Source organism: Nocardia sp. NPDC023733, assembly GCF_040639775.1.
GTDB lineage: Bacteria > Actinomycetota > Actinomycetes > Mycobacteriales > Mycobacteriaceae > Nocardia > Nocardia rosealba.
This window is the reverse complement of sequence record NZ_JBFAAN010000001.1, coordinates 1187241-1210282: the sequence shown is the minus strand read 5'-3', so window position 1 is coordinate 1210282 and position 23042 is coordinate 1187241. Positions and strand designations below refer to the sequence as shown.

Sequence of the window (23042 nt, the reverse complement as noted above, 5' to 3'; positions counted from 1 at the left end):
CGGGTCGCGCGAGCGGCCCGGTCCGGTCCCGGCGAGACCATATACATCACTATCGACAATGGTTGCCCCCCTTGCGGTTTGGTGCAGAGTAACCATATTCGACCGAAAAGTCCGATGGGCGTATCGCACCCGCCATCGTGTCGTACGCTGCATGTCCGACACAGCCACGGTTCACTTCGGTGGCCGCGGTGGTGCCGATCTCGTGAGGTTCGATCGACAGGAGCCACCATGCCCCCTTCGAACGCCCGGCGGCGATCCTTCCGCCCGTAGGGAAGTTCTGATCGGTGACTGCTGATGGGAAAGCTCGTGTGCCCCACTACTAGCGAACCCGCCCGGATCTCGGTCGAGCTCAAAAGGGCGCTGGAGTTCTATCACGGATCCGTCGAGGATCTGATTCGCGAATTGATCAGAGTGCTCGGCGTGAACGAGACCGATCGACGCGCCCTCGAAATCGTGCTGCTCGAAGACGAGAAGTCCACCACTCCGGGCAGGCTGGCCGAACGGCTCGGCCTCACCGCGGCGGGCGTCACGATCATGCTCAACCGGCTCGAGAAACAGGGCTATATCGTCCGCTCGCTGCACCCGACCGATCGTCGCCGGGTGATAGTGATGGCCACCGAACTCGCGGCCCATCGGGTACGGGAAATCGTCGTTCCCATGATCGTCGAGAGTTACAAGATGTTGCTGAGCTATTACAACACCGCCGAACTCGAAATAATCGCCGACTTTCTGACCCGCGCGGGCGAACTGCAACAAATACACCGGCAACGGCTACGTGAGGTACATCCCTACTCGAAATCCTGAAATGGGCCGCGACGTCCGCATTGTTGCCACCGGTTCGCACGGTAGGCGTACCTCGAGGGAGAAGCCAGGATGGAATCCGTCGACCACAGCGAAATCGATCCCAGGAGTCGGCCTCGGGTTCAGCATCGATACGGGCGGCACGCCTCGACGGCACCCGCCGAATGGTTCCGGCGGCGGATGTCGCGTGCGGGCGTCGCGGCCGCGGTCGTCGGCACGGGAATCGGGATATCGCTGATAGTGCGGGCGGATTCGAGCCTGCCGACGAGCAATGCGGCGATATTCTCGGGCGGATCGTCCGTACAGACTTCCGGCTACTGCGCCGTCGACGACAGTCCCGCTGTGGTCGATTCCGGCGGGGTAGCCGACGCACCGAGCGAGGTCGCCGTTGCTGATGTCGCCTCGGGTACCGAACCGGCGACCGATGCCGGATTCGACCAACCGGACACCGAACCGCCGAGTACCGCCCCCGCACCGGAAACGACGACCATCGTGACCACCGATCCCTTGCCTGCGGATTCGCCGGATACCTCGGTCAGCGTGAGTTTGTCTGTCACGGCAAGCCTTTCGGTGCAGGCCACACCGCCGCCACAAGATCCGGGTGTCGCGTCGGTCCCGGAATCCACAGTGCCCGTCACGGCGATTCCCTCGGATACCTCGACCGTCAGTCCGAGCACAGTGACGGTAACGGCTGATACCCCGACCGTCACCGTCACATCTACCACCACGACCACCGCTGCGCCGACCGCCACGACGACAACACCCCGCACCACAGTCCCACCGAGCTCGACCGCCGCCGCGCCACCGACGACCACAACGACGCGGCCCCCTCCCGTGACTACGACGCCGACTGCGACGAAGCGCGCACGCCCGACTCCATCCCTCGCGCGCCCACCGTCCACGTCGTCACCAGCAACGACAACGAGGTAGACGCCTCGCAGACCACCACGCGAATCCTGAGCTCGGCGAGCACCGGCAACCACATCGGTTTCGGGACGGGCCCACACGTCGGTACCTACGAGGTCGGAAGGCCCACTGAACTGCGTCTCGTCGAGCTACGCGACGTGCACGATGGAGATGGTGGCCTGCGTCAGTTCACCGCGTAGGGGTAGGCGTCGGAGCGGTCCTGGAACGACAGGATCCGGGGGTTCTGCACGCGACCGCCTCGGATCTCGATGGCGCGGCGAATCGTGTCGCTGGCGTCCCACGCGCCGGGGCCGGCGAGCACGACCGGCAGGTATTCGAGCAGGGCCTCGGAGTTCTCCCAGGTCGCCGAGTCCCACAGGAAGGACGGGCTGTGGTCGACGCCGTAGTAGTGCAGCTCGGTACCCACGGCGAACATGGGGTCGGCGAACGAGGTGGGGCGCGCCCATTCGAAACCCATCCCCTCGTCGCAGGAGACGTCGATGAACAGCGTGCCGCGTGAGAAGAGGTCGAGGTCGTCGTTGGTCACGAATGTCAGTGGTGCCTCGGTGTCCTGGAACATGCAGTTCACGACCACGTCGTAGCCGGCCAGCATCTCCGCGAGCGGGCCCGGTTCCGGTGCCTTCAGTGCCAACGTACGACTCGGGGTGGCCGGATCGCGCTCGAAGTGCTGCATCCGCACCGAGGCGAAGGGCGAGGCCACCGCGGACACGCTGCGCTGGGTCAGCACCGTCACATCGCTGATGCCGAGCGCCGACAGCGCCCGCACGGCACCGCGCGCGGTAGCACCGAAGCTGATCACCGCGGCTCGCATCCGGCGACCGTAATCGCCGGTGACACCACGCAATTGGAGTGCGTGCAGCACCGAACAGTAGCCGGCGAGCTCGTTGTTCTTGTGGAAGACGTGGACGCTGAACACGCCTGCCTTCGTCCAGTGGTTCATCGCCTCCCACGCGATCAGGGTCAGCTCCCGATCGATGGCCAGCTGGGTGATTCGCGCGTCCTGCACACAGTGCGGCCAACCCCACACGATCGTGCCGGGCCGCATCTGCTCGAGGTCTTCGGCCAGCGGTTTGGCCAGCAGCAGCACATCGCATTCGGCGAACAGCTCTTCGCGGGTGCGGAAACCGGCGACCAGCGGAGCGAGTGCCTCGTCGGAGTAACCGAAACGGTCACCATAGCCACGTTCGAGAAAGATCTGCCCGCGCAGTCCCGGGTCGATGCGGTCGAGGTGGGCCGGATGGATGGCCAGCCGATGCTCGTTTTCCTTGCGGGAGGTCGCGACGACGCCGACGGTCAGGTCTTTCACAGTTGCTTCACCTGGTGAGTCTACCCGCTACCTTCGGCCCGGCCCGATCGGGTCAGTTCATCGTGCCTTCCATGGGGATGTAGATCTCCGATGCCTCGACGAACGCGCCACCGATCCGTGCGGCCAGGGCCAGTGCCTCGTCCGTCTTGCGGATCGCGGTGCGAATCACGTCGCCTTCGTCGTCCTCGTCGCCCGCCGCCACCAGCTCGTCGGCCTTGCGCGCCAGCCAGTGCCGGGTCACCGGTACGGCGGCGGGGGCCGCGTATCCGCCGACCTCGTAGTTGCTCGGAATGGTGTAGTTGACCGCCCATTCCAGTGCGGGGAACTCCGAGCGCATCAGGCCGAGCAAGGCCGAGTTGTCGACCAGGCCCGAATAGCCGTCCGATCCGGCTGTGCGCTCGAGCAGCGTCGGCCATACCCGGCCGCGCTGGATCCAGCCCGGCAGAATGTGCGCGAGGAACTCCACCAGAACGAACTGCAGGTTCCCGGCGAGTATCTCGCCCGGATCCGCGGTTTCGCCGTCGGGTGTGGTGAACGACTGCCGTGTCCGCAAAGCCCGCACCGCTTGGCGCAGCAGGACGACCTTGCCCGAGATCGCTTCGGCGACATACCGATCCGGCGGGAGTGTGCCCTCCATGTTCGGCCGCACACGACCAACCAGTGTGCGGTCGAGCAGCGACAGTTGCTGAACCGCGAGGTGATCCACTTGTTCCGGGGTGCACCGGTTGTATTGCAGCACCGTCTCCGCGACGTCGTCGGGCGTCTGCGCGGTGACGAAGTAGGGCCTGCCCCACACATACAGCTGCGGGTCGAAGTCGGCGTTGCCGCCCAGTTCTTCCAGCGCGCCCAGACCCCACGCATTGGCCCGGAACCGGACCTTCGTCTGTTCCACGCCGAAGCGGATCAGATCATGCAGATCCTCGTCGGTGCCGTACCCGGCGATATACGGAAGTACCCGATTCTCGACCATCCGCATGTCGATCGCATGAAAACTGACGTCATACCCCATAAGGGCCAGACAGTACCCGCACCGGCGGACAAGTTACTTATCCTGCTGTCCCACAGCCTATTTCACCTCGTCACAGTGTCCCGCCGGTACAGGCGAGGCGGCATCAGATGATCGGACGAGGAAGGCGCTCGGGTGAGGGTCGGCTCGGACGAATATCGACTTGCGGGTTTCGTGGCGGGCGTCGTATCGTGGCCGCAATCCGATCGGTGCTCTCCGGGAATACAGTCGCAGTGTGGGAGCCCCGCCTCATCTGAGCAGGCGTGGAGTGGGCGGCGTAATGACGCACACCCATCTCCAACGGAGGATTTCATGCATATCGGACTCGGCCTTCCCATCGCCGACCCCAGCACGCTGCCCGAATGGGCCGTCCGTGCCGAAGCCGCCGGTTTCGCCACCCTCGGACTGCTCGACCGGTTGGTCTACGACAACCCCGAACCGCTCGTCACCCTGGCGGTGCTGGCTGGTCGCACCACTCGTATCCGGTTGCAGACCGAGGTGCTCATCGCACCGCTGCGCGAGCCCGCGCTGCTCGCCAAACAGGTCGCGACGCTGGATCGGATGTCCGGTGGTCGCTTCGTGCTCGGCCTCGGTGTCGGCGGCCGCGACGACGATCACGAGGCGAGCGCCATCGATATCCGCAGCCGCGGCCGCCGTATGGACGAACAACTCGGCCTCATGCGCCGGCTGTGGGCCGGTGACCGATTCAGTGACAGCTGCGGGCCCATCGGCCCCTCGCCGACCACACCGGCAGGCCCTGAACTGCTGTTCGGTGGCTTCCAGCCCGCCGCGATCGACCGCGTCGGCCGCTGGGGCGGCGGGTTTCTCGCTGCTGCCGCACCGTCCTGGGCGGGCGGCCTCTTCGACCTGGCCCGCGAGTCCTGGAGCAACCACGGTCGTTACGGCTCACCACGCATCGTCGCCCAGCTCAACGTAGTCCTCGGTCCGCAGCCGGTGGTCGACCAGGCCCGCGCCGCTGTCCTCGACTACTACGAGTTCAGCGGCCGTGCGGACTACATGGCCGGCGGCATACTCACCACCGCGGCGCAGATCGGTTCCACCATCAGGCAATTCGAGGACCTCGGCGCCGACGAAGTCATGCTGTATTGCTACGGCACCGATCCCGATCAGATCGACCGTCTCGCCGACGCCGTGCTCTGATAGCAGGGCCCGAGCGCCCTGCTGGACGGATACCATCGACGGCATGTGTACCTATGCGTTCGTGCACTACAAGCTGCACTGGGTATGCGTCGCGTGCCGGTTGTCGTTCAAGCGTCATCCATCGGAAGACGGTGTGCGGCATCGTTGCCCACGGTGTACCCGGCCGATGTCGTGCGCGGGGCGTGACTTTGCCGCTCCTGCGCGCCGTGATGTCGACGGGTGGTCCGTCGTCGGCGTCGTGGTCGGTGCAGGACTGCGATACGAAGGGTTCGAGCCGTGCGGGTGCGGGCGTGAAGCGAAGTTCCGGCCACGCACTCGTGCCCAGGTGCGGGCACGGAAGGTCTTCGCCGCTCGATACGGGCTTGCACTGGGTGAAGCACTCGGCCGCCCGCAACTATGACAGCACCGCTGGTCCCGCTCAGGTACGGCGGACGCGAGCCGGGAAAGACTCTAGCGTTGCGGGTCGTCGTCGGACTGGTGGTGCGCGGGGGCGAGGAAGGTCGGGAACTGGTGACCGGTGGTGATCGGCGTTGCCGCCGTGGGTTCGTTGTGGTGGGGGGTGCTGAACAACGGGACAGCGTTCGAAGACACGGTGAGCTCGACCTCGTCGGTTCGGGCGGGTTCCGGAGGACGGCCGGACGTGCGCGGGTGTAGGTCGGTCATGGATTCCCCCTGGGAGTGGCTTCGAGCCGTGGTGACACCGAGCATAGCGACGACCTCCGACAACCCCTGTATGGTCGCATGCCCGCCCGGTCCCCCGCGGCCCAGGACGGTCGGACCGTCCGAACCGCGAGCGTGCCCGGGAAGGTCGGGCCTGCTCGAGTGGTTGCCTTTCGTGTGACCGTCCACGCCACCGCCCTGCACCCTTTCGTCCTAGAGCGCTACAGCCCCACGGGTTTCCGTCGTGACCACACCCTGTCGTCGGCCGAAGTCCACTCCCTTTTCGAGGCTGCTCGACGCGCGCCTTCGGCAGGCAATTCGCAACCGTGGCGGTTCATCGCCGGTGTGCGCGGTGACGCTGTCCATCGGCGGCTCACCGGTTTCCTCGCGCGAAGTTCCGCGGCGTGGGCACCGGATGCGAGCCTCCTCGTCGCCAACCTCGTGCAGCGGCGGGTTGAGGACACCGACTTCGAGTACTCCGAGTTCGCCGACTACGACCTCGGACAGGCCGTGGCGCACCTGACTTTTCAGGCCAACGCACTCGGACTCCAGGTGCATCAGTTCCGGGCATTCGACCGGGACGGACTGCACCAGGAGTTCGAGCTGCCTGATCATTGGGAGATCGCGACCATGGCGGCCGTCGGGCGGCCGGGCGCCGACGCCACTGGTACGGATCGTCGGCGTAAACCGTTGGACGACGTCATGTGGACGGTCGCGAACATCGGTTCACAGCATGCACGATCCGGAGCTGCCGAAGAGTGATCGGGCGATGCCCTCGAGGAGGAGTCGATCTCCTCGAGGGCGCGCACCGGGCGATCAGATCCGCTCGGTGCTGGTTCCGCGAATCGAGGCCACTATCCCGTTCGGCACGGTTCGTCGTGTGGGCGTGGTTGCGGGCCGCCCGAGAGTCGTCGAGGGGAGTCCGGCACCGTGAACGAGAGGGCCGGGTTGTTTCCGGCAAGCGCCTTTCCGAAAGCTGCCACCGTTCCCGGCCAGGCGTTGGTGACGGTGCCGTCGGCCGTTTTCCACCAGGTCGTTGCCTTGCCGTCGCGCCAGACGGTCCGGTCGAGCGCGTCGTCGAGGTGGTCCAGGTAGGTCGCCATCGCCTGGTCGGTGACCTCGATCGGTTCGCGCAGCCGGGCACTGAGTGCCAGGCAGCGCATGATGTAGCGGACCTGGTGCTGTTTGACGGCGGGATTGCTGTTGGTAGGGGTGAACGAGTGCGGTCCCGCGATGAGATAGAGGTTGGGAAAGCCGGGCACCGCAAGTCCGTAGAAGGCGGTCGGGCGACCCTCTGTTCGCCACCGGTCGTGCAGCTCTACACCACCACGCCCACTGACCCGGACGCCGTCGAGGAACTCCCGGGCGCGGAATCCGGTGGCCAGGACGATGAGGTCGGCGCGGCGTTCGATGCCGTCGACGGTGCGGATACCGTCCGGGACGATCCGGTCGATCGGATCGGTGACGAGTTCTACGTGGGGCTCGGTGAGCGCCCGGTAGTACCCGCTGTCGATGAGGATGCGCTTCTCCCCGATCCGGTGGTCCGGGGTGAGCTTTCGGCGCAGCTCCGGATCGGGTACCTGGCGTCGAAGATGTTCCCGGGCAACGAATTCCAGCGATCTGGCCGACCATCCGGCATGAGTGGTCGGGGCCAGGACAAGGTCGGCGGCGCGGTACAGTCCGGCGCGGTACAAGCCGTGCAGGCCGGGTACATGGGTCAGCGCCCACCGCGACACCGTTCCGAACGACGCGGCGGGCTTGGGCAGTACCCACGACGGGCTCCGCTGATAGACGGTGACCGAGGAAGCGGTGCGCGCCAGCTCCGGAATCATCTGTGCCGCCGAGGATCCGGTGCCCACCACCGCGATGTGTCCGGTGCGGTCGGCCGTGTGATCCCAACGCGCGGAGTGGAACATCGGACCACCGAAGGTGTCGGCTCCGCGCAGCTGTGCGACAGCGGGCCGGTGCAGCTGACCGACCGCCCACACCACCGCTCTGGTGCGGATCAGCTCGCCCGCCGACGTGGTCAGCGACCAGATGCGGTCGTCGTCGCGGTAATCGGCGCTCACCACCGCGGTGTCACAGCGCAGATGGGGACGCAACCCGTGCCGGTCGGTGACCGCACCCAGATAGGACAGGATCGCTTGCGCGTCGGGGTAACGCACCCGAGGGTCACGGTAGGGGTCGAAGGCGAGCGAATACAGGTGCGCGGGCACGTCGCAGGAACAGCCCGGGTAGGTGTTCTCCCGCCACACACCGCCGACCTCGGACCCCTCCTCGAGGATCAGGAAGTTCTGCACGCCTGCCTCTTTGAGTTCCCACGCCATGGTGAGCCCGCCGAACCCGGCCCCTACAACGACGACCTCGTATTCGACACTGTGTCCGGTCATGGCCGCACCTGCCCGGCGATCGAGCGCAGCACCTCGCCGAACGGGGCTGTCTTCCCGCCTGCCCAGGTCTCCCACCACCGCAGATAGTCCGGGGATGCCATCGGCGCGTCGAAGGGATCGAGTTCGATGTCGAAGCCGTCGACCAGAACACTCAGGTACGCACCGAGATGGTCGATGCCACAACGCAATTCCTCGTGGACACGGTGGGCGTGCCGGGGCGGCAGCTGCCCGTGGGCGGCGAACCAGCTGCCGTGCGCGCGGATTCGCTCCAGCGAGTACACAACGCAGGCGGACTCGAGCAGGTGGCGGGCCGATGCGTCGTCGGCCGTGACACAGGCCTGGAACAACGCGGTGGCGGCAAGCCTTTCGCTGGTAGCGGCGGCGAGCTCGACGGCGGCGGTGTCGCAGTCGACCGCGGTGCTCGCGACGGCGATGTCACCACGGCGCAGTGCGGCGGCGAGCGCCGACTCCCGCTCGGCGAGCATGCGGATGTACCAGGGCAGAAGGTCCGGCGTGGCCGGTAGCGCCAGGGCCGATTCCGCGCGGGCGATGAGGTGCCCGGCCTGCTTCCAGAGCAGCTGGGACTCGCCCTCGGCGGTGATGATGCCTTCGGTGTTGCCGATCCAGTCGACGATCCAGTTGGTGCGCAGCGACCCCTGCGCCGCACTGCGCTGACGGCAGGTCAGCAGCACGTCGTGGGCGGTGTAGGCCAGCAACGGTTTGGCCAGCATCGACCACAGCGCGGAGAACGGTTCGGCGGCGGCCACGCGCAGGTCCTGGATGCGGCGGCCGAGGATGCTGGTGGCGTAGGTGGAGGCCAGTGCGGAGACAAGATCACGGCGAACCGTTCCCCGGTCGGCCATCGAGGTCCGGCCACCCGGCCGGCGCTGACCGGCGTAGTTCACCGTCACCGCCAACGCCGCACGCGCACCGGCGGCAGCCGCACCGGCCAAGTCGAGCCTGCCCTCCCCCAAGGCCGTGATCGCGCGGTGAAAGCGTTGCCGCACCGGCACTTTCGATTCGAATCCACCAGCGCCCAGCACCGCCCACCGACCGCCGAGCAGTGCGTCGACCGGGACGAACACCGCGTCGAACCGGATCAGCGCGTGATCCATCGGCGCCCAGCCCTTGTCGGGCAGCGGCGCGACGTTCAGCCCGGGCACGAGTCCCTGCCCGGTACGCAACCTCAGCAGGAAAGGCAGCACGCCTTCGTCGTGACCGTCGGCGATCAGGCGGGCGGTGACCACACCCGTCTTGCGGGTGGTCGGATCGGCCATGTTCGGCATGAACTTCCAGCTGTCGGTATCGGGCGAGTCGAGCCAGAACCCACCACGGGCGCCGTCCCAGGTGGCGGTGGTCTGCTGGTCGGCGCCGTTGGTGCCACCGAGCTCGGTCAGCAGCAGCAGGCCGATCGCCTCCCCGGTGTCGAGCTCGGCGAGGAGTTCCCGCTGGTACGCCGAACCGTTGCCGAGTGCGGTGATCGCCCCGATCGCCAGGTCGAGATGGCCGGTGAGCACGGGCAACAGGTGCGGGGCGTAGACCGCCGCCCACTCGCACAGCGCACCGCGCAACTCGGGGTCGGCGGCGATGGCGGTCGCCGATCCACCGAGGGCCGCGATCGTCGCGCGCAGCAGATCCGGTGCCAGCGCGGCCTCGGCCGACGAGGTGAGCCCCGATCGCGGCCGGTCGTTCAGGGCGATGGTCGTGGCACGCACCCGGCGGTGCGTCGCACGCGAATCGCCGAGAATCGCCGTTCGCAACGACTCGACCGTCGGGTCGGCCGGTGCCGTGAGCGGCCGATGGGCCGAATCCGGGCACACGGGAACAACAGGAACATCTAGTGTGGTCACAGCAGCGCTCTCCCAGTGTCTGCGTTGCTCCGCGCGGCGGTGGCGACCGCCACGCAGAGCTCTTTCGGGTGTCTCCCCGTGCTCGCGGGGAGACACCCGATCCGATGTCCGGGGAGAATCCGCACCAGCACAACGGCGCGGCCCCGGTCCCGTACACGAACGACCGACCGCACCGGCGGCCCACGGCCACACGGAATGCCCTTCGGGGCAGTAGAATTGAGCACACCCATACCGTCGGACTCCTCCATGACTCCGGACACAGCCGAACACTGATCGCCTGCCTCCGGGTCCGGAGTTTGCTCTCCGTCCGGCGCGCGCAACCGCAATCATCCAGCAATCGCTACCCTGGATCAGGTGTGTAGCGGTCGAGTCGGGGTGTCGTCCCGATCAGCGGCGGCGTGGGGGTTGACCAGCGGGAATGATGACACGTCAGCGAAGATATGGGGGCGCGATCGACCTTCGGTCGTGCACCGGTTCGTCGGATGGGCGCCCGAGTACCGCTGACCGACGACCCATGAATTGACTTGCGTTCCCGGACCGCTCGGCACCTGCGGGAAATACGATCGTGCTCGGTCGCGTCCACCGGGGTGCGATGCCGGGAGCTGTTGGGAGACAAGCGTGGTCGAACGGTTTCGGAGCGTGGTGGATGTGCATCTGGTCTTGGTGCGCGACGGGAAGTTGTTGTGGTCGCGGCGGTCGAACACCGGATTCGCCGACGGGGAGCTGGGATTGGTGGCCGGACACCTCGAGGAGGGCGAGGACGTGGTCGAGACGGCCATTCGGGAGGCCGAGGAGGAAGTGGGGATCCGGCTGCGCCCCGAGGATCTGACGTGTGTGCACGTCATGCAGCACCGCTACGGGGATCAGCCGCACAGGGTGGGATTCTTCTTCCGCGCCGAGCGGTGGGACGACGACGTGGTCAACCGCGAACCGCACAAGTGCTCCGAGCTGACATGGCGGGAGATGAGCGAGATTCCGAGTGACGCGATCGCCTATCAGGTGGCGGCGATGCGCCGGATCGCCGACGGTGAGAGTTTCAGCGTGTACGCGACGGACGGGCGATGAGCTGGAACGTGCGGGCGAAGTGTGTGTCCGTTCGCCAAAGATCAGCCCTTGCCTCGGTGACGAGCATCACGGCGAAGTAGTTCGGTTTCCGTACTATATCTCTCCCCTGCTAGTTGATATGCTTCTCATATCATACGTACTCGGTACTTGTTGGTACCGAAAGGGAAGGGAAGTAGATCATGTTCGTCGTCATCGGAGCCACCGGGATCGTCGGCCGGGAAGTCATCTCCCACTTGGTAGCCGCAGGCGCACCCGTCACGGCGGTCACCCGCGATCGCGATGCCGATCTGCCCAGCGGAGTTGTTGTCGCGCAAGGCGATCCGGCGGGTGCGCGCATTCCGGACGACGTGTGGAAGGGCGCGGAGGCAGTGCTGTTGAGCTCGCGTGGCGCCCTCGACTCCGCGGCCGAGATCCTCGCCGCCGCAGCGGATCACGGGGTCGAGCGGGTCGTGGTCACCTCAGCGGCGACCGTTGAGTACCCCGCCGGGGAACCGCGCTTCATGGCGGGGTTCCAAGCCCTCGAAGCCGCCGCCGAGAGTTCGGGCATGGCGTGGACCGCCTTGCGCTGCAGCGATTTCGCCGCCAACACCCTGGCCTGGGCGCCGCAGCTACGCGCCGGTGACGTGGTGCGCGGTGCGTATCGGGATGCGGCAACCTCACCGATCCACGAACGCGATATCGCCGCTGTCGCCGTGCGCGCACTGACCGAGGACGGACACGGAAACCGCTCCTATGTCCTCACCGGTCCCCTGTCGCTGACCCAACCCGACAAAGTCCGCATTCTCGGCGAGGTGACCGGTCGCGACCTCTCGTTCCTCGAACTCACCCCCGACCAGGTGCGGGCCGCGATGACGGCACAGGGACTCCCCGAAGACATCCCGGCCCGGCTGCTCGGCTCGCTCGCGGACTACGCCCGCGTCCCCGGCCCGACGACCACCACGGTCGCCGACATCCTGGGCCGTCCCGCACAGGATTTCGCCACCTGGGTCACCGACCATGCCGCCGTCTTCACCCGCTGACCGGAGGACTTGCCGATGACCTCGAACCCAGCGGCAACCGTTCAGCGGGCGAGTTCCTCGGCGGATTGCTGCCCGGCACCACCGGTGCGCCGGAGGAAGTCGGCGATCACCGTGAGCTCGTCGTCGGTGTAGTCGGCACACAGCGCGTCCATCCGGTTGTTCATGCCGGAAAACACCTCGTAGAGCGCCGAATTGCGTTCGCGCACAGCACGGACGGTGACCGCCCTGCGGTCGGCCGAGTCCGGGTCGCGTTCGCGCACGACCCATCCACCGTTCTGCAAGCGGTCGAGGATCCCGGTCAGCGTAGCCGGGTGCAGGCCGGCCCGGCGCGACAGTTCCTTCGGCGACATCGGCCCGTGCCGGTTGATCAGATCGAGGCAGGTGAAGTCCACTTCCCGCAGCTCCACCTGCCCACCGAATCGCCGATTGAGCAGCGACATTTCGATATTCAAGTCACGCAGGGCGTCTTTGACCTCCACCGTGAGCTTGCGTCGCCGAGCCGCTCCGTCCGCCGCCATCCGCGCCCTCTTCTCCTACTCACCGAACAACCATACGAGTTTCATATTATACGCGCGGCGATCGTGCTGTGCTGATCGCGGCGACGACGATGGCTGTCGCCGCGATCAGGGCGGTGGCCGGCCACCCGAACCACTCGACCGCAGCGGCGCCGAAGGCGGTCCCGAGGCTGCCGCCGATGAAGTAGACCAGCATGTACGCGCTGTTGAAGCGTGCCGGTGCGTCGGGTTCGATCGCCAGGACCGTGCTCTGGTTGGCCACCTGGGCAGCGAAGAGCCCGGCGTCGAAGGCCGCCAGGCAGACCAGCGTCACGAGTGTGTTCGCGAGGCTGAAACCCATGACGACGGTGGCGGTCCCGGCGAGGACGAGGCCGGCGAGGATCACCCGGCGAGCACCGTCGCGGTCGGTCCGTGTGCCGGCGATCCGGGTGGCCAGGACGCCCGAGAGACCCGCCAGCGCGTAGAGGCCGATCCGTTCGGCCGAGTAGGAGTACGGGGGCTCCGAGAGTGCCACGGCGATGCCCGCCCAGACCGCGCAGAAGGCGAAGAACCACAGGAAGCCACGCACAGCGGCGACACGAAGCGTCGCGTGGTGGACGAACAATCCGGGCAGGGACCGCAATGTCGAGAAGTAGCCGCGCTCAGCGGTGCCGGTCACGGCGGGCAGCGCGGCGAGGCAGCAGACGGCGAGCAGAGCGCAGCCGGCCGCGAAGACGAGCAGCATCGCGCGCCAGCCGATCTCGTCCGCGAGCCACCCACCCACGATCCGGCCGGCGAGGATGCCGACGGAGATGCCGGCGGTCACCATCCCAAGGACCGTCGCGCGCCGGTGCGGGTCCGCCAACCGACCGGCGACGGAGCTCAGCCCGGCCCCGACCGCCGAGCAGGCGCCGACCAGACCGATCATCGGAGCCAGCACGGCGGCGCTGCCCGCGGCGGCGCTGGCCGCGAGCGCACACGCGAGTACCCCGAACTGAGCGGCGAGGACACGGCCGGGAGCGAAGCGGTCGACCAGCGGCACCAGCAGACCGAGTCCTAGCATGTAGCCGATCGGCCCGCAAGCCAGGGCGAATCCGACAGCGGTGATCTGGGTGCCCAGCGAATCCGCCACGTCCGCGATGGCGGGCTGCATCGGATAGATCGTCGATGTACCGACGGCAGCCGCGAGTGCCATGAACAGGATCAGGGGATGGTGGAGCCGGTCGGCCACAGGGGTCACTGCCCAGGTATCAGGGTTCACTCGACCGACCGTAGGGAGCCGCGAATCGGGTTACCGGCGGGAAAACGACCTGACCGTTCCCGTCCGGCACCGCCTTGTCGGACCCGAGATCCGCAGTGCGAGGAGCGGTTTCGATCGACCCGAACAGGTGAACCACGAATCTGCTCGAGCACGGCATCAATCTTGTACTGTCGCAACCAGATCAGATGCTGTGCCGCGCCGGCGGTGTGGACCGGCGGGCCGGCCAATTCGCAGTCGATTCGCAGAGGAACGAGACCCATGGCCGACGTAGACACCCCACAGATCAGGACCGACATCCCGCATTCGGCGCGGATCTGGAACTACTGGATGGGGGGCAAAGACCACTATGACATCGACAAGATCGCCGGTGACGCGGGCTTGGCCGTCGACCCGGACATCTCGACCATGGCGGTGCAGTCGCGGCAGTTCCTGATCCGGGCGGTCCGGTTCCTGGCCCGTGAGCGCGGTATCCGGCAGTTCCTCGACATCGGCACCGGTCTGCCGACCATGCAGAACACCCACGAGGTCGCCCAGGGCGTCACCCCCGACGCCCGCGTGGTGTACGTCGACAACGATCCGCTGGTGCTCACCCACGCGCGGGCCCTGCTCACCAGCACCACCCCCGAGGGTGTCACCACCTACATCGACGCCGACTTCCACGAGCCCGAGAAGATCGTCGCCGACGCCCGCAACGTGCTGAACTTCAACGAGCCCATCGCGGTGATGTTCATGGGCGTTCTCGGCCACGCCAAGACCTACGAGGACCTGCTCCGCATCGTCGGCACCGTGCTGGCGGCGGTCCCGTCGGGCAGCTACCTCATCATGTGGGACGGCACCGACGACAGCCAGGCCTATGTGACGCTGTGCGAGAACTACACCGGCACCGGCGGCACCCCCTACATTCCGCGCACGCAGGCCCAGATCCAGGCGGTGTTCGACGGCCTGGAGTTCGTGGAGCCCGGCTTCACCTCGATCACCCAGTGGCGTCCCGAGGATGCCCAGGTTGGCGAGGTCCAGCCGATCTCCGCGTATGGCGGGGTCGCCCGCAAACCCTGAACCGACCACGACAGCGGGCCCGCACCGGCACACGGTGCGGGCCCGCTGTCGTGTCAGTAGGCGAACAGCAGGATCTCCTCGCGGGTGTAGTCGTGGTCGGGATGGTTCGCCGCCAGGTGCGCGTTCGCGTGCTCGACCAGGTCGTCCTCGTCGGCGCCGACGATGAGGTCTCCACAGGGGCATCGCAGTCTGGTCTTCATGGCATTTCCTCTCGCGGGCAACGGTTCCGGCCGATGCGCCCTTGCTCACCGGCGGTACGGTGAAATACAGTCTAGACACCTGTCCAGACAGTGAGGGAGACACGGTGCCGAGCAATCTGCGTCCTGAGGACGGCTGCACGCTGCTGATCGACGGAAAACTGAGCCGGGGATCGGGCGGGGTGTTCGCGACCGGCAACCCCGCTACCGGCGATCGCCTCGGCTGGGCGGCCGACGCCACGACCGAGGACATGCGCGCGGCCGTCACCGCGGCCCGCACCGCCTTCGACACCACCGGGTGGTCGACCGATCCCGCGTTCCGGGCGCGCTGCCTGCGCCAGTTGCGCGAGGCGATGCGCGAGCACATCGAGGAACTGCGTGAGATCACCATCGAGGAGGCGGGCGCGCCCCGGATGCTCACGGCGGGACCACATCTGGAAGGGCCGGTGAACGATCTCGGCTACTTCGCCGATCTCGCCGAATCCTATTCCTGGCGCACCGAGATGCCGATCGCCGAACCGATGGGGATGCGTACCCGCAGGGAGTTGCGGCGCGAGGCGGTGGGCGTCGTCGGGGCGATCACGCCGTGGAATTTCCCGCATCAGATCAACCTGGCCAAGATCGGGCCCGCCTTGGCCGCGGGCAATACCGTGGTGCTCAAACCGGCCCCCGATACCCCGTGGTGTGGTGCGGCGCTGGGGATTCTGGCCGCCGAGCACACCGATATCCCCGCGGGTGTGTTCAATGTGGTGACCGGCTCCGACCACCGGATCGGCGCCCAGCTCGCCGAGGATCCCGACGTGGATCTGGTGTCGTTCACCGGTTCCACCCGCACCGGGAAGTCGGTGATGGCCGCGGCGGCGGCCACGGTGAAGAAGGTGTTCCTCGAGCTCGGCGGCAAGTCCGCGTTCGTCGTCCTCGACGACGCCGATATCGCGGCGGCCTGCGCGATGGCCGCCTTCTCGGTGTGTGTGCACGCCGGTCAGGGCTGTGCGCTGTCCACCCGGTTGCTGGTACCGCGCAGCGCTTACGAGGCGGCTCTCGAAGCGACAGCCAGGACCATGTCCGGCATCCGCGCAGGTGACCCGGACGATCGACGCACCGTGTGCGGTCCGCTCATCTCCGAGCGACAGCGCGAACGCGTGGAGGGCTACATCTCGCTGGCTCGCAGCGAAGGCGGTGAGGTGGTCGTCGGCGGCGGTCGTCCGACCGGACGCGACGCGGGCTACTTCGTCGAGCCGACCCTGATCGCCGGGCTGACGAACCAGTCCCGGGTGGCCAGGGAGGAGATCTTCGGGCCCGTGCTGGTGATCCTGCCGCACGACGGCGACGACGACGCGATCCGCATCGCCAACGACTCCCCCTACGGCCTCTCTGGCTCGGTGTGGGGCACCGATCCCGCGCGCGTCGACAAGGTCGTCTCCGCCGTCCGCACCGGAACGCTCGGCGTGAACGGCGGCACCTGGTACTCGGTCGACGCGCCCTTCGGCGGCTACAAGCAATCCGGCATCGGACGCGAGATGGGCGTCGCCGGTTTCGAGGAATACCTCGAAACCAAACTCGTGGCCTACCCGGCCTGAAGGAGAACAGACATGACACGTTTCACCGACCGGACCGCGATCGTCACCGGCGCGGCACAGGGAATCGGCGCGGCGTACGCCAAGGCGCTCGCCGCCGAGGGCGCCCGCGTGGTGGTGGCCGACATCAATGCCGAGGCGGGTGAATCGGTCGCCGAGGAGATCACCTCGGCAGGCGGTGTCGCTGCGTTCCGCGAGGTCGACGTCGCCGACCCGGATTCCGCGGCCGCGCTCGCCGCGTTCACCGTCGAGAAGTTCGGCGGCATCGACCATCTGGTGAACAACGCGGCCATCTACGGGACCATGAAGCTGAACCTGCTGCTCACGGTGCCGTGGGACTACTACAAGCACTTCATGAGCGTGAACTTCGACGGCGCGCTGAACGTGACCCGCGCGGTCTGGCCGACGATGCGCGCCAGTGGTGGGTCCATCGTGAACCAGTCCTCCACCGCCGCATGGACCTATTCGAGCTTCTACGGGCTGGCCAAGGTCGGCGTGAACGGCCTCACCCAGCAGCTGGCCCACGAGCTCGGCAGTTCCGGCATCCGGATCAACGCCATCGCCCCCGGCCCCATCGACACCGAGGCGACCAAGACGATCACGCCGTCGGTCATCGTCGACGACATGGTGAAGCGGTTGCCGCTCAAGCGGATGGGCACACCGCAGGATCTCGTCGGCGCCTGCCTGTATCTGCTCTCCGACGACGCCGCCTGGGTGACCGGGCAGATCTTCAATGTCGACGGCGGTCAGGTGATCCGCTCATGACCACCGAGAACGCGCCACGCCTCGGCTACATCGGGCTGGGCAACATGGGTGCGCCCATGGCGCGCAGGCTCGTCGACTGGCCGGGCGGGCTGGTGGTGTGCGACGCGCGGGCCGATGCCACCGAGAAGTTCGCCGCCGCGGGCGTAGCGGTGGCCGCGACACCGGCCGCGGTCGCGGCCCGCGCGGCAGTGATCTCGGTGACCGTCCTCGACGACGCCCAGGTCCGCGACGTACTGACGGGTCCGCAGGGAATTCTGTCGACTGCCGCCGCGGGCACGGTGGTCGCCGTGCATTCGACCATCGCCGACAGCACGGCAACAGAATTGGCCGAGGAATGCGCGCGCCACGAGGTGGAGCTGGTCGACGCACCCGTCAGCGGCGGTGCGCCCGGCGCGAAACAGGGGCGCCTCGCGGTGATGGTCGGCGGCAGTGCGACCGCGTTCGAGGCGGTGCGAGCCCCGTTCACCCGCTTCGCTGATCTCGTGGTCCACGCGGGCCCGGTGGGTGCGGGTACCCGGATGAAACTCGCCCGCAATCTGGTGCATTTCGTCGCTTTCGCCGCCGCCGCCGAGGCCTCGCGCCTGGCCGAGTCGGCCGGGCTCGACATCCGCCGCCTCGGTGAGGTGGTGCGCCATTCCGACGCCGTCACCGGCGGACCCGGTGCCATCCTGTGGCGCGAGAGCACCGCTCGCCTCGTCGACGGTGATCCGTGGCTGCCGATCATGTCGCACGTGCGCGACCTCGGCGAGAAGGATCTGGCGCTGGCCCTCGACCTCGGCGCCCGGCTCGGCGTCGAATTACCGCTCGCCCGAATGGGTTTCGAGCATCTCGCCGAAGGCCTCGGCCTTCGGGCCCCCACATCCGACAGGAGCAGCACATGACCGACGACGCCCGCGCCCGCGGCCTGGCCCGCATGAAAGAGGTCTACGGCTGGCAACCGCCGGAGATCGACGGCGCGTTCTTCGCCACCACCGTCGATCACCTCTTCGCCGAGATCTGGTCGCGCCCCGGCCTCACCGACCGCGACCGCCGCCTGCTGCTGCTCGGCGCGCTCACCGCCCAGGGCCGCGTGGAAACCGCCGAAATCCAGATCCACGCCGCCCTGCACAACAAGGAGCTCACCGAGGAACAGCTCCGCGAAATCGCCCTGTTCCTGTGCCACTATGTCGGCTGGCCCAACGGGACCCGGCTCGATACCGCGATCAGCACCGTTTCCGAACGGGCGCGCGGGGGCGGCGAACCGCGCATGCGCAGGCCCAAATAGGTATCCCATGTACCTGCGACTAATATGGAATTGTGTCCGAAAACCATTCTGATCCCGCGATTCTCGAGGCCACGCGCAGGCGCCTGACCGAGAAGCAGGCCGATACGGTCGACCGGCTCACCCGCGCCGCCGTCGACGTCATCACCGAGCAGGGTTATTCCGGACTCACCGTGCGTCAGGTGGCCGCCGCCGCGGGTGTCGGAACCGCGACCGCCTACACCTATTTCTCGTCGAAGGAACACCTCGTCGCCGAGGTGTTCTGGCGTCGCCTGCTGCAGACGCCGCAGCTCGACCACGACGACGACAAGTCGGCGGCCGAGCGGGTCGTCGAGACGCTGCGGCAGGTGTCGCTGATGGTCGGCGGGGAGAACGAGCTGGCGGGTGCGGTGACCAGCGCCCTGCTCGGCCAGGATCCCGACGTGTCGCATCTGCGGGTGCGGATCGGCCTGGAGATCCGGCAGCGGATCGCGCGGGCGCTCGGCCCCGACCACGATCCGGATGTGCTCGAGGCGTTCGAATTGCTCTACGCGGGCGCGCTGGTGCGTGCCGGGATGGGATACGGGACCTACGACGAAATGGCGGACCGGATCGAGAAATCGGTCTATCTGATCCTGGAATAGTCTGCGCGACAACAGAAGCCGTCATCCGGATAGCCGGGTGGCGGCTTTTTCGCGCATTGCGCCACGCCCGAGAACTGTAGTACCGTCTGGACACGTGTCTATATGACCCAGAGATTGAGAGGTCTTCGATGACGCTTCTGAAACCGCGACGGGTCTCCGGCGGCGAACACGAGCACGGTCACCTCGAGGAAATGCGTTCCGATCCGATCGCCCTCATGCGCCGGGTGCGCGAGGAATGCGGCGACGTGGGCGTTTTCGAGCTGGCCGGGCGCGACGTGGTGTTGCTCTCGGGCGCCGAGGCCAATGAATTCTTCTTCCGCGCCGGCGACGAGGACCTCGACCAGGAGGCCGCCTACCCCTTCATGAAGCCGATCTTCGGTGAGGGCGTCGTCTTCGACGCCAGCCCGGAGCGACGCAAGGAGATGCTGCACAATCAGGCGCTGCGCGCCGATTACATGCGTGGCCACGCGGCGACGATTTCGCACGAGGTGGACCGGATGATCGCGGACTGGGGCGATTCCGGCGAAATAGATCTGCTCGACTTCTTCGCCGAGCTCACCATCTACACATCCTCGGCCTGTCTGATCGGCACCAAATTCCGCAACGAACTCGACAGCCGTTTCGCCGAGCTCTATCACGATCTCGAGCGCGGCACCGACGCGCTGGCCTATGTCGACCCGTATATGCCGATCGAGAGTTTCCGTAAACGCGACGAATCGCGGCGCGAACTCGTCGAATTGGTCGGCGAGATCATGGACCGTCGCATCGCCGCACCTCCCCAGGGTAAAGAGGAACGCGATCTGCTCGACGTGCTGGTTTCGGTGCGCGACGAACAGGGGGCACCGCGCTTCTCGGCGTCGGTGGTCACCGGCATCTTCATCTCGATGATGTTCGCCGGTCACCACACCACCTCGGGGACCTCGGCATGGACGATGATCGAACTGCTGCGCCACCCCGACACTCTCGCCGATGTGGTCGGCGAACTCGACAGCCTCTTCGCCGGCGACACCGAGGTGAGTTTCCGTGCGCTGCGCCAGATTCCGCGACTGGAGGCGGCGCTGAAGGAGGCGCTGCGACTGCATCCGCCGCTCATCATCCTGATGCGGGTGGCCAGGGACGAGTTCGAGGTGTGTGGGCACCGCATCGCGCCGGGCGACCTGGTGGCGGCCACCCCGGCGGTGTCCAACCGGCTGCCCGAATGTTTCCCCGACCCCGATACCTTCGATCCCGGCCGCTATATCGACCCCGAACAGGCCGATATCGTCAACCGCTGGACCTGGATCCCGTTCGGCGCGGGCAGGCACCGCTGCGTCGGCGCCGCGTTCGCGCTCATGCAGATGAAGGCGATCTTCTCGATCCTGTTGCGCGACTGGGAGTTCGAGATGGCGCAGCCGTCGGAGAGCTATCGCAACGATCACTCCAAGATGGTCGTGCAGCTGCAGCAGCCGTGTCGGGTGCGTTACCGCAGGCGACGCTGAGGACACACACACGAACGCCGCCCCGAAGTTCGGGGCGGCGTTCGGCGTCGTGGGTCAGCGCAACGGGGCTTCCGGCTGGACCTCGCTGACGATCACGTGGGCACCCCGCGGTGTGCTCACCACGGCGGTGACGGCGTCGGCCAGGTCCGAGGCACGCAGCATGTAGGGGTGGCGCGCGAAACCCCAGCGCGACCAGTCCTTCAGCAGCGGCTCGATGTCCTCGACCGTCGCATCGGTGCCCATCTCGGTGGCGGTGGGACCGGGCCGGACCAGCGACACACGAACCCCGGTGCCCTCGAGCTCCATGCGCATCTGGGTGGCCAGCGTTTCGATGCCCGCTTTGGCGGCGCTGTAGGCCCCGGTGCGCGGCCGTGGGGTCACCGAGCAGTCCGAGCCGATGAGCACCACGTCACCGCGCCGCCGTTCGATCATGCCGGGCACGAGCAGGCGGAGCAGGCGCTGTGGGCCCGCGAGATGCACGTCGAGCTGGCGGACGAAGTCGGCCGATGACAGCTCGTGCACGCACCCGAATTTCACCACCCCGGCGGCCGAAACCAGGATCTCGATATCACCGAGTTCGCGCTGCGCGGCGGCCACGAACTCCTCGACCGAGTCGTCGTCGGTGACATCGAGCCGGTGGGCGAACGCGGTGCCGCCCTTCTCCCGGATGTCCGCCGCGACGGCCTCGCACTCGGCCTCGCGCCGCGCGCCGAGCGCGACCGGATGACCCAGTTCGGCAAGGGCTTTCGCGGTGGCGGCGCCGATGCCGGACGAGCCGCCGGTGACCACGGCGGGTCGCACCGGTGGGTGGGGTTCGAATCGTGGCATGGCCACACCTTCCTTCCGTCCAGACCGTACCTGGACACCTGTCTGGACATTACTACGAATCAGTCGTGCCGACCGGCGATCCGCCTCACTCGTAGGCGACTTGCCAGTGCTTGATCCCGTTGACGAAGCTCGACCGCAATCTGGTCGGCTCGGCGACCTGCCGTAGGCGGGGCATGGCGTCGGCGATGGCCCCGAAGATCAGTTCCAGTTGCAGTCGCGCCAGATTCGCGCCGACGCAGTAGTGCGGGCCGGTCCCACCGAAACCCAAGTGTGGGTTGGGGTCTCGCAGGATGTCGAAGGTGAACGGGTTGCCGAAGGCCGATTCGTCGAAATTGGCCGAGCTGTAGAACATCGCCACCCGCTGCCCGGCGCCGATCGGCTGACCGCTCAGTTCGGTGTCCTCGGTGGCGGTGCGCTGGAACGCGATCACCGGAGTCGCCCAGCGAACGATCTCGTCGGCGGCGGTGCGTGGGCGCTGTGCGCGGAACAGTTCCCACTGCTCGGGATGGTCCACGAAGGCCTTCATGCCGTGGGTGGTGGCATTGCGGGTGGTCTCGTTACCCGCGACGGTCAGCAGGATCATGAAGAACCCGAATTCGTCGGGTGTCAGTGAGCCGCCGTCGATATCGGCGGTGACCAGTTTCGACACCAGGTCGTCGGCGGGGTCGAGGCGTCGCGATTCGGCCAGCTGCCAGGCGTAGCCGAGCAGATCCGCGGTGGCGCCGATGGGGTCGCCGTATTCGGGGTCGTCGAAGTTGAGCATCTGGTTGGACCAGTCGAACAGGCGCAGCCGATCCGGTTGCGGGATGCCGAACAGTTCGGCGATGGCCTGCAGCGGCAGCTCGCGCGCGACCTGGTGGACGAAGTCGCCGCCGCCGGTCACGCGGGCGGCGTGCACGATGGCCTCGGCGCGCTCGGCCAGCGCGGCGCGCAGCGCCTCGACCGCGCGTGGGGTGAACCCGCGCGAGATGATGCGGCGCACGGCCGAGTGCTTGGGTGGATCCATGTTGAGGAGCATGGATTTCGTCGCCTCGAAGGTGTCGGCGGTGACGGTGCCGGGGAAGCGGATCACCGAACCCTTGGTGCTCGCGGAGAACAGGGTGGGGTTGCGCGAGATCGTTCGCACGTCCTCGTGACGGCTCACGACCCAGAATCCGCCGTCGTCGTGGGGCACGCACATGTCGTCGGACTGCGCGTTCCACCACACCGGGGCGGCCTTGCGCAACATCGCGAATTCCTCGACGGGCGTGCGCTGTGCCCAGAGTCCCGGGTCGGAGAAGTCAAGGCCGGCGGGCAGGGTGAGTGGGGGCATCGGGA

General features: G+C 67.3%; 23 protein-coding genes. 12 read left to right on the top strand and 11 right to left on the bottom strand.

What is annotated here, in order from left to right; all coding sequences use genetic code 11:
* Nucleotides 1-294 precede the first annotated feature (294 nt).
* Nucleotides 295-804, top strand: a complete 510-nt coding sequence (locus AB0F86_RS05545; RefSeq protein ID WP_356982202.1) for a MarR family transcriptional regulator — start codon at nt 295-297, stop codon at nt 802-804.
* 311 nt (nt 805-1115) lie between these two features.
* Here AB0F86_RS05545 and AB0F86_RS05540 read toward each other — a convergent pair whose 3' ends face one another.
* The 3 genes from AB0F86_RS05540 to AB0F86_RS05530 all read right to left on the bottom strand — a co-directional run bounded on the left by AB0F86_RS05540 (nt 1116) and on the right by AB0F86_RS05530 (nt 4043).
* Entirely contained in the window at nt 1116-1358 is a 243-nt protein-coding gene (locus tag AB0F86_RS05540) for a hypothetical protein (RefSeq protein WP_356982200.1), read from the bottom strand.
* Nucleotides 1359-1891: 533 nt separating this feature from the next.
* Nucleotides 1892-3034: a N(5)-(carboxyethyl)ornithine synthase gene (locus tag AB0F86_RS05535; protein WP_181696263.1), complete on the bottom strand. Its 1143-nt coding sequence runs from the start codon at nt 3032-3034 to the stop codon at nt 1892-1894.
* 52 nt (nt 3035-3086) lie between these two features.
* Nucleotides 3087-4043, bottom strand: coding sequence for a hypothetical protein (locus AB0F86_RS05530; RefSeq protein WP_356982199.1), 957 nt, complete (start codon nt 4041-4043; stop codon nt 3087-3089).
* 309 nt (nt 4044-4352) lie between these two features.
* Here AB0F86_RS05530 and AB0F86_RS05525 point away from each other — a divergent pair, with 309 nt between their 5' ends.
* Nucleotides 4353-5201 carry an LLM class flavin-dependent oxidoreductase gene (locus tag AB0F86_RS05525; RefSeq protein ID WP_356982197.1) on the top strand — a complete coding sequence of 283 codons (849 nt, stop codon included), beginning with the start codon at nt 4353-4355 and terminating at the stop codon, nt 5199-5201.
* A gap of 450 nt (nt 5202-5651) precedes the next feature.
* Here AB0F86_RS05525 and AB0F86_RS05520 read toward each other — a convergent pair whose 3' ends face one another.
* Nucleotides 5652-5864 carry a hypothetical protein gene (locus AB0F86_RS05520; RefSeq protein WP_181696266.1) on the bottom strand — a complete coding sequence of 71 codons (213 nt, stop codon included), beginning with the start codon at nt 5862-5864 and terminating at the stop codon, nt 5652-5654.
* A 159-nt stretch (nt 5865-6023) separates the two neighbouring features.
* On the opposite strand from AB0F86_RS05520, the gene AB0F86_RS05515 reads away from it, so the two are divergent.
* On the top strand, nt 6024-6623 hold the full coding sequence (locus tag AB0F86_RS05515; protein WP_356982195.1) for a nitroreductase family protein: 600 nt from the start codon (nt 6024-6026) through the stop codon (nt 6621-6623).
* 92 nt (nt 6624-6715) lie between these two features.
* On the opposite strand, the gene AB0F86_RS05510 is transcribed toward AB0F86_RS05515, so the two are convergent.
* Both AB0F86_RS05510 and AB0F86_RS05505 read right to left on the bottom strand, forming a co-directional pair.
* A complete protein-coding gene (locus AB0F86_RS05510; protein WP_356982193.1) occupies nt 6716-8251 on the bottom strand; it encodes an NAD(P)/FAD-dependent oxidoreductase in 1536 nt (511 codons plus the stop codon).
* The gene (locus tag AB0F86_RS05505; protein ID WP_356982192.1) at nt 8248-10101 is read right to left on the bottom strand and encodes an acyl-CoA dehydrogenase family protein; all 1854 of its coding nucleotides are present in this window, start codon (nt 10099-10101) and stop codon (nt 8248-8250) included. The genes AB0F86_RS05510 and AB0F86_RS05505 overlap by 4 nt, the downstream gene beginning before the upstream one ends.
* Before the next feature lie 639 nt (nt 10102-10740).
* On the opposite strand from AB0F86_RS05505, the gene AB0F86_RS05500 reads away from it, so the two are divergent.
* Both AB0F86_RS05500 and AB0F86_RS05495 read left to right on the top strand, forming a co-directional pair.
* Nucleotides 10741-11166, top strand: coding sequence for an NUDIX domain-containing protein (locus AB0F86_RS05500; protein WP_356982191.1), 426 nt, complete (start codon nt 10741-10743; stop codon nt 11164-11166).
* Between the two features lie 179 nt (nt 11167-11345).
* Nucleotides 11346-12185 (top strand): NAD(P)H-binding protein, encoded by an 840-nt coding sequence (locus AB0F86_RS05495; protein WP_356982189.1) that lies wholly within the window; start codon nt 11346-11348, stop codon nt 12183-12185.
* Between the two features lie 41 nt (nt 12186-12226).
* Here the strand turns inward: AB0F86_RS05495 and AB0F86_RS05490 are convergent, their stop codons facing one another.
* Complete coding sequence (locus AB0F86_RS05490; RefSeq protein ID WP_225280234.1) at nt 12227-12703, bottom strand: MarR family transcriptional regulator; 477 nt, start codon at nt 12701-12703, stop codon at nt 12227-12229.
* A gap of 46 nt (nt 12704-12749) precedes the next feature.
* Nucleotides 12750-13940, bottom strand: a complete 1191-nt coding sequence (locus AB0F86_RS05485) for an MFS transporter (RefSeq protein WP_356982188.1) — start codon at nt 13938-13940, stop codon at nt 12750-12752.
* 258 nt (nt 13941-14198) lie between these two features.
* Between AB0F86_RS05485 and AB0F86_RS05480 the strand changes: the two genes are divergently transcribed.
* Complete coding sequence (locus tag AB0F86_RS05480; protein ID WP_067635394.1) at nt 14199-14996, top strand: SAM-dependent methyltransferase; 798 nt, start codon at nt 14199-14201, stop codon at nt 14994-14996.
* 53 nt (nt 14997-15049) lie between these two features.
* Here AB0F86_RS05480 and AB0F86_RS05475 read toward each other — a convergent pair whose 3' ends face one another.
* Complete coding sequence (locus AB0F86_RS05475; protein WP_181696274.1) at nt 15050-15196, bottom strand: DUF1059 domain-containing protein; 147 nt, start codon at nt 15194-15196, stop codon at nt 15050-15052.
* Between the two features lie 104 nt (nt 15197-15300).
* On the opposite strand from AB0F86_RS05475, the gene AB0F86_RS05470 reads away from it, so the two are divergent.
* The 6 genes from AB0F86_RS05470 (at nt 15301) to AB0F86_RS05445 (ending at nt 20897) form a co-directional block, all read left to right on the top strand.
* Nucleotides 15301-16773, top strand: coding sequence for an aldehyde dehydrogenase (locus tag AB0F86_RS05470; protein ID WP_356982185.1), 1473 nt, complete (start codon nt 15301-15303; stop codon nt 16771-16773).
* 12 nt (nt 16774-16785) lie between these two features.
* The gene (locus AB0F86_RS05465; protein ID WP_356982184.1) at nt 16786-17535 is read left to right on the top strand and encodes an SDR family oxidoreductase; all 750 of its coding nucleotides are present in this window, start codon (nt 16786-16788) and stop codon (nt 17533-17535) included.
* Nucleotides 17532-18416 carry an NAD(P)-dependent oxidoreductase gene (locus AB0F86_RS05460; protein WP_356982183.1) on the top strand — a complete coding sequence of 295 codons (885 nt, stop codon included), beginning with the start codon at nt 17532-17534 and terminating at the stop codon, nt 18414-18416. The genes AB0F86_RS05465 and AB0F86_RS05460 overlap by 4 nt, the downstream gene beginning before the upstream one ends.
* Entirely contained in the window at nt 18413-18799 is a 387-nt protein-coding gene (locus AB0F86_RS05455; protein WP_356982181.1) for a carboxymuconolactone decarboxylase family protein, read from the top strand. The genes AB0F86_RS05460 and AB0F86_RS05455 overlap by 4 nt, the downstream gene beginning before the upstream one ends.
* Before the next feature lie 32 nt (nt 18800-18831).
* Nucleotides 18832-19419: a TetR family transcriptional regulator gene (locus AB0F86_RS05450; protein WP_225280238.1), complete on the top strand. Its 588-nt coding sequence runs from the start codon at nt 18832-18834 to the stop codon at nt 19417-19419.
* A gap of 128 nt (nt 19420-19547) precedes the next feature.
* Entirely contained in the window at nt 19548-20897 is a 1350-nt protein-coding gene (locus AB0F86_RS05445) for a cytochrome P450 (RefSeq protein WP_356982179.1), read from the top strand.
* A 54-nt stretch (nt 20898-20951) separates the two neighbouring features.
* On the opposite strand, the gene AB0F86_RS05440 is transcribed toward AB0F86_RS05445, so the two are convergent.
* Together AB0F86_RS05440 and AB0F86_RS05435 are read right to left on the bottom strand one after the other, a co-directional pair.
* On the bottom strand, nt 20952-21725 hold the full coding sequence (locus AB0F86_RS05440; RefSeq protein ID WP_356982178.1) for an SDR family oxidoreductase: 774 nt from the start codon (nt 21723-21725) through the stop codon (nt 20952-20954).
* A gap of 85 nt (nt 21726-21810) precedes the next feature.
* Entirely contained in the window at nt 21811-23037 is a 1227-nt protein-coding gene (locus AB0F86_RS05435; protein WP_356982176.1) for a cytochrome P450, read from the bottom strand.
* Nucleotides 23038-23042 lie beyond the last annotated feature (5 nt).

What these genes read in the sequence shown, in the direction of transcription:
- AB0F86_RS05545 (WP_356982202.1), top strand. Translation starts at nt 295, where the DNA reads ATGGGAAAGCTCGTGTGCCCCACTACTAGCGAACCCGCCCGGATCTCG.
- AB0F86_RS05530 (WP_356982199.1), bottom strand. Translation starts at nt 4,043, where the DNA reads ATGGGGTATGACGTCAGTTTTCATGCGATCGACATGCGGATGGTCGAG.
- AB0F86_RS05525 (WP_356982197.1), top strand. Translation starts at nt 4,353, where the DNA reads ATGCATATCGGACTCGGCCTTCCCATCGCCGACCCCAGCACGCTGCCC.
- AB0F86_RS05520 (WP_181696266.1), bottom strand. Translation starts at nt 5,864, where the DNA reads ATGACCGACCTACACCCGCGCACGTCCGGCCGTCCTCCGGAACCCGCC.
- AB0F86_RS05510 (WP_356982193.1), bottom strand. Translation starts at nt 8,251, where the DNA reads ATGACCGGACACAGTGTCGAATACGAGGTCGTCGTTGTAGGGGCCGGG.
- AB0F86_RS05495 (WP_356982189.1), top strand. Translation starts at nt 11,346, where the DNA reads ATGTTCGTCGTCATCGGAGCCACCGGGATCGTCGGCCGGGAAGTCATC.
- AB0F86_RS05490 (WP_225280234.1), bottom strand. Translation starts at nt 12,703, where the DNA reads ATGGCGGCGGACGGAGCGGCTCGGCGACGCAAGCTCACGGTGGAGGTC.
- AB0F86_RS05480 (WP_067635394.1), top strand. Translation starts at nt 14,199, where the DNA reads ATGGCCGACGTAGACACCCCACAGATCAGGACCGACATCCCGCATTCG.
- AB0F86_RS05475 (WP_181696274.1), bottom strand. Translation starts at nt 15,196, where the DNA reads ATGAAGACCAGACTGCGATGCCCCTGTGGAGACCTCATCGTCGGCGCC.
- AB0F86_RS05465 (WP_356982184.1), top strand. Translation starts at nt 16,786, where the DNA reads ATGACACGTTTCACCGACCGGACCGCGATCGTCACCGGCGCGGCACAG.
- AB0F86_RS05460 (WP_356982183.1), top strand. Translation starts at nt 17,532, where the DNA reads ATGACCACCGAGAACGCGCCACGCCTCGGCTACATCGGGCTGGGCAAC.
- AB0F86_RS05455 (WP_356982181.1), top strand. Translation starts at nt 18,413, where the DNA reads ATGACCGACGACGCCCGCGCCCGCGGCCTGGCCCGCATGAAAGAGGTC.
- AB0F86_RS05445 (WP_356982179.1), top strand. Translation starts at nt 19,548, where the DNA reads ATGACGCTTCTGAAACCGCGACGGGTCTCCGGCGGCGAACACGAGCAC.
- AB0F86_RS05440 (WP_356982178.1), bottom strand. Translation starts at nt 21,725, where the DNA reads ATGCCACGATTCGAACCCCACCCACCGGTGCGACCCGCCGTGGTCACC.
- AB0F86_RS05435 (WP_356982176.1), bottom strand. Translation starts at nt 23,037, where the DNA reads ATGCCCCCACTCACCCTGCCCGCCGGCCTTGACTTCTCCGACCCGGGA.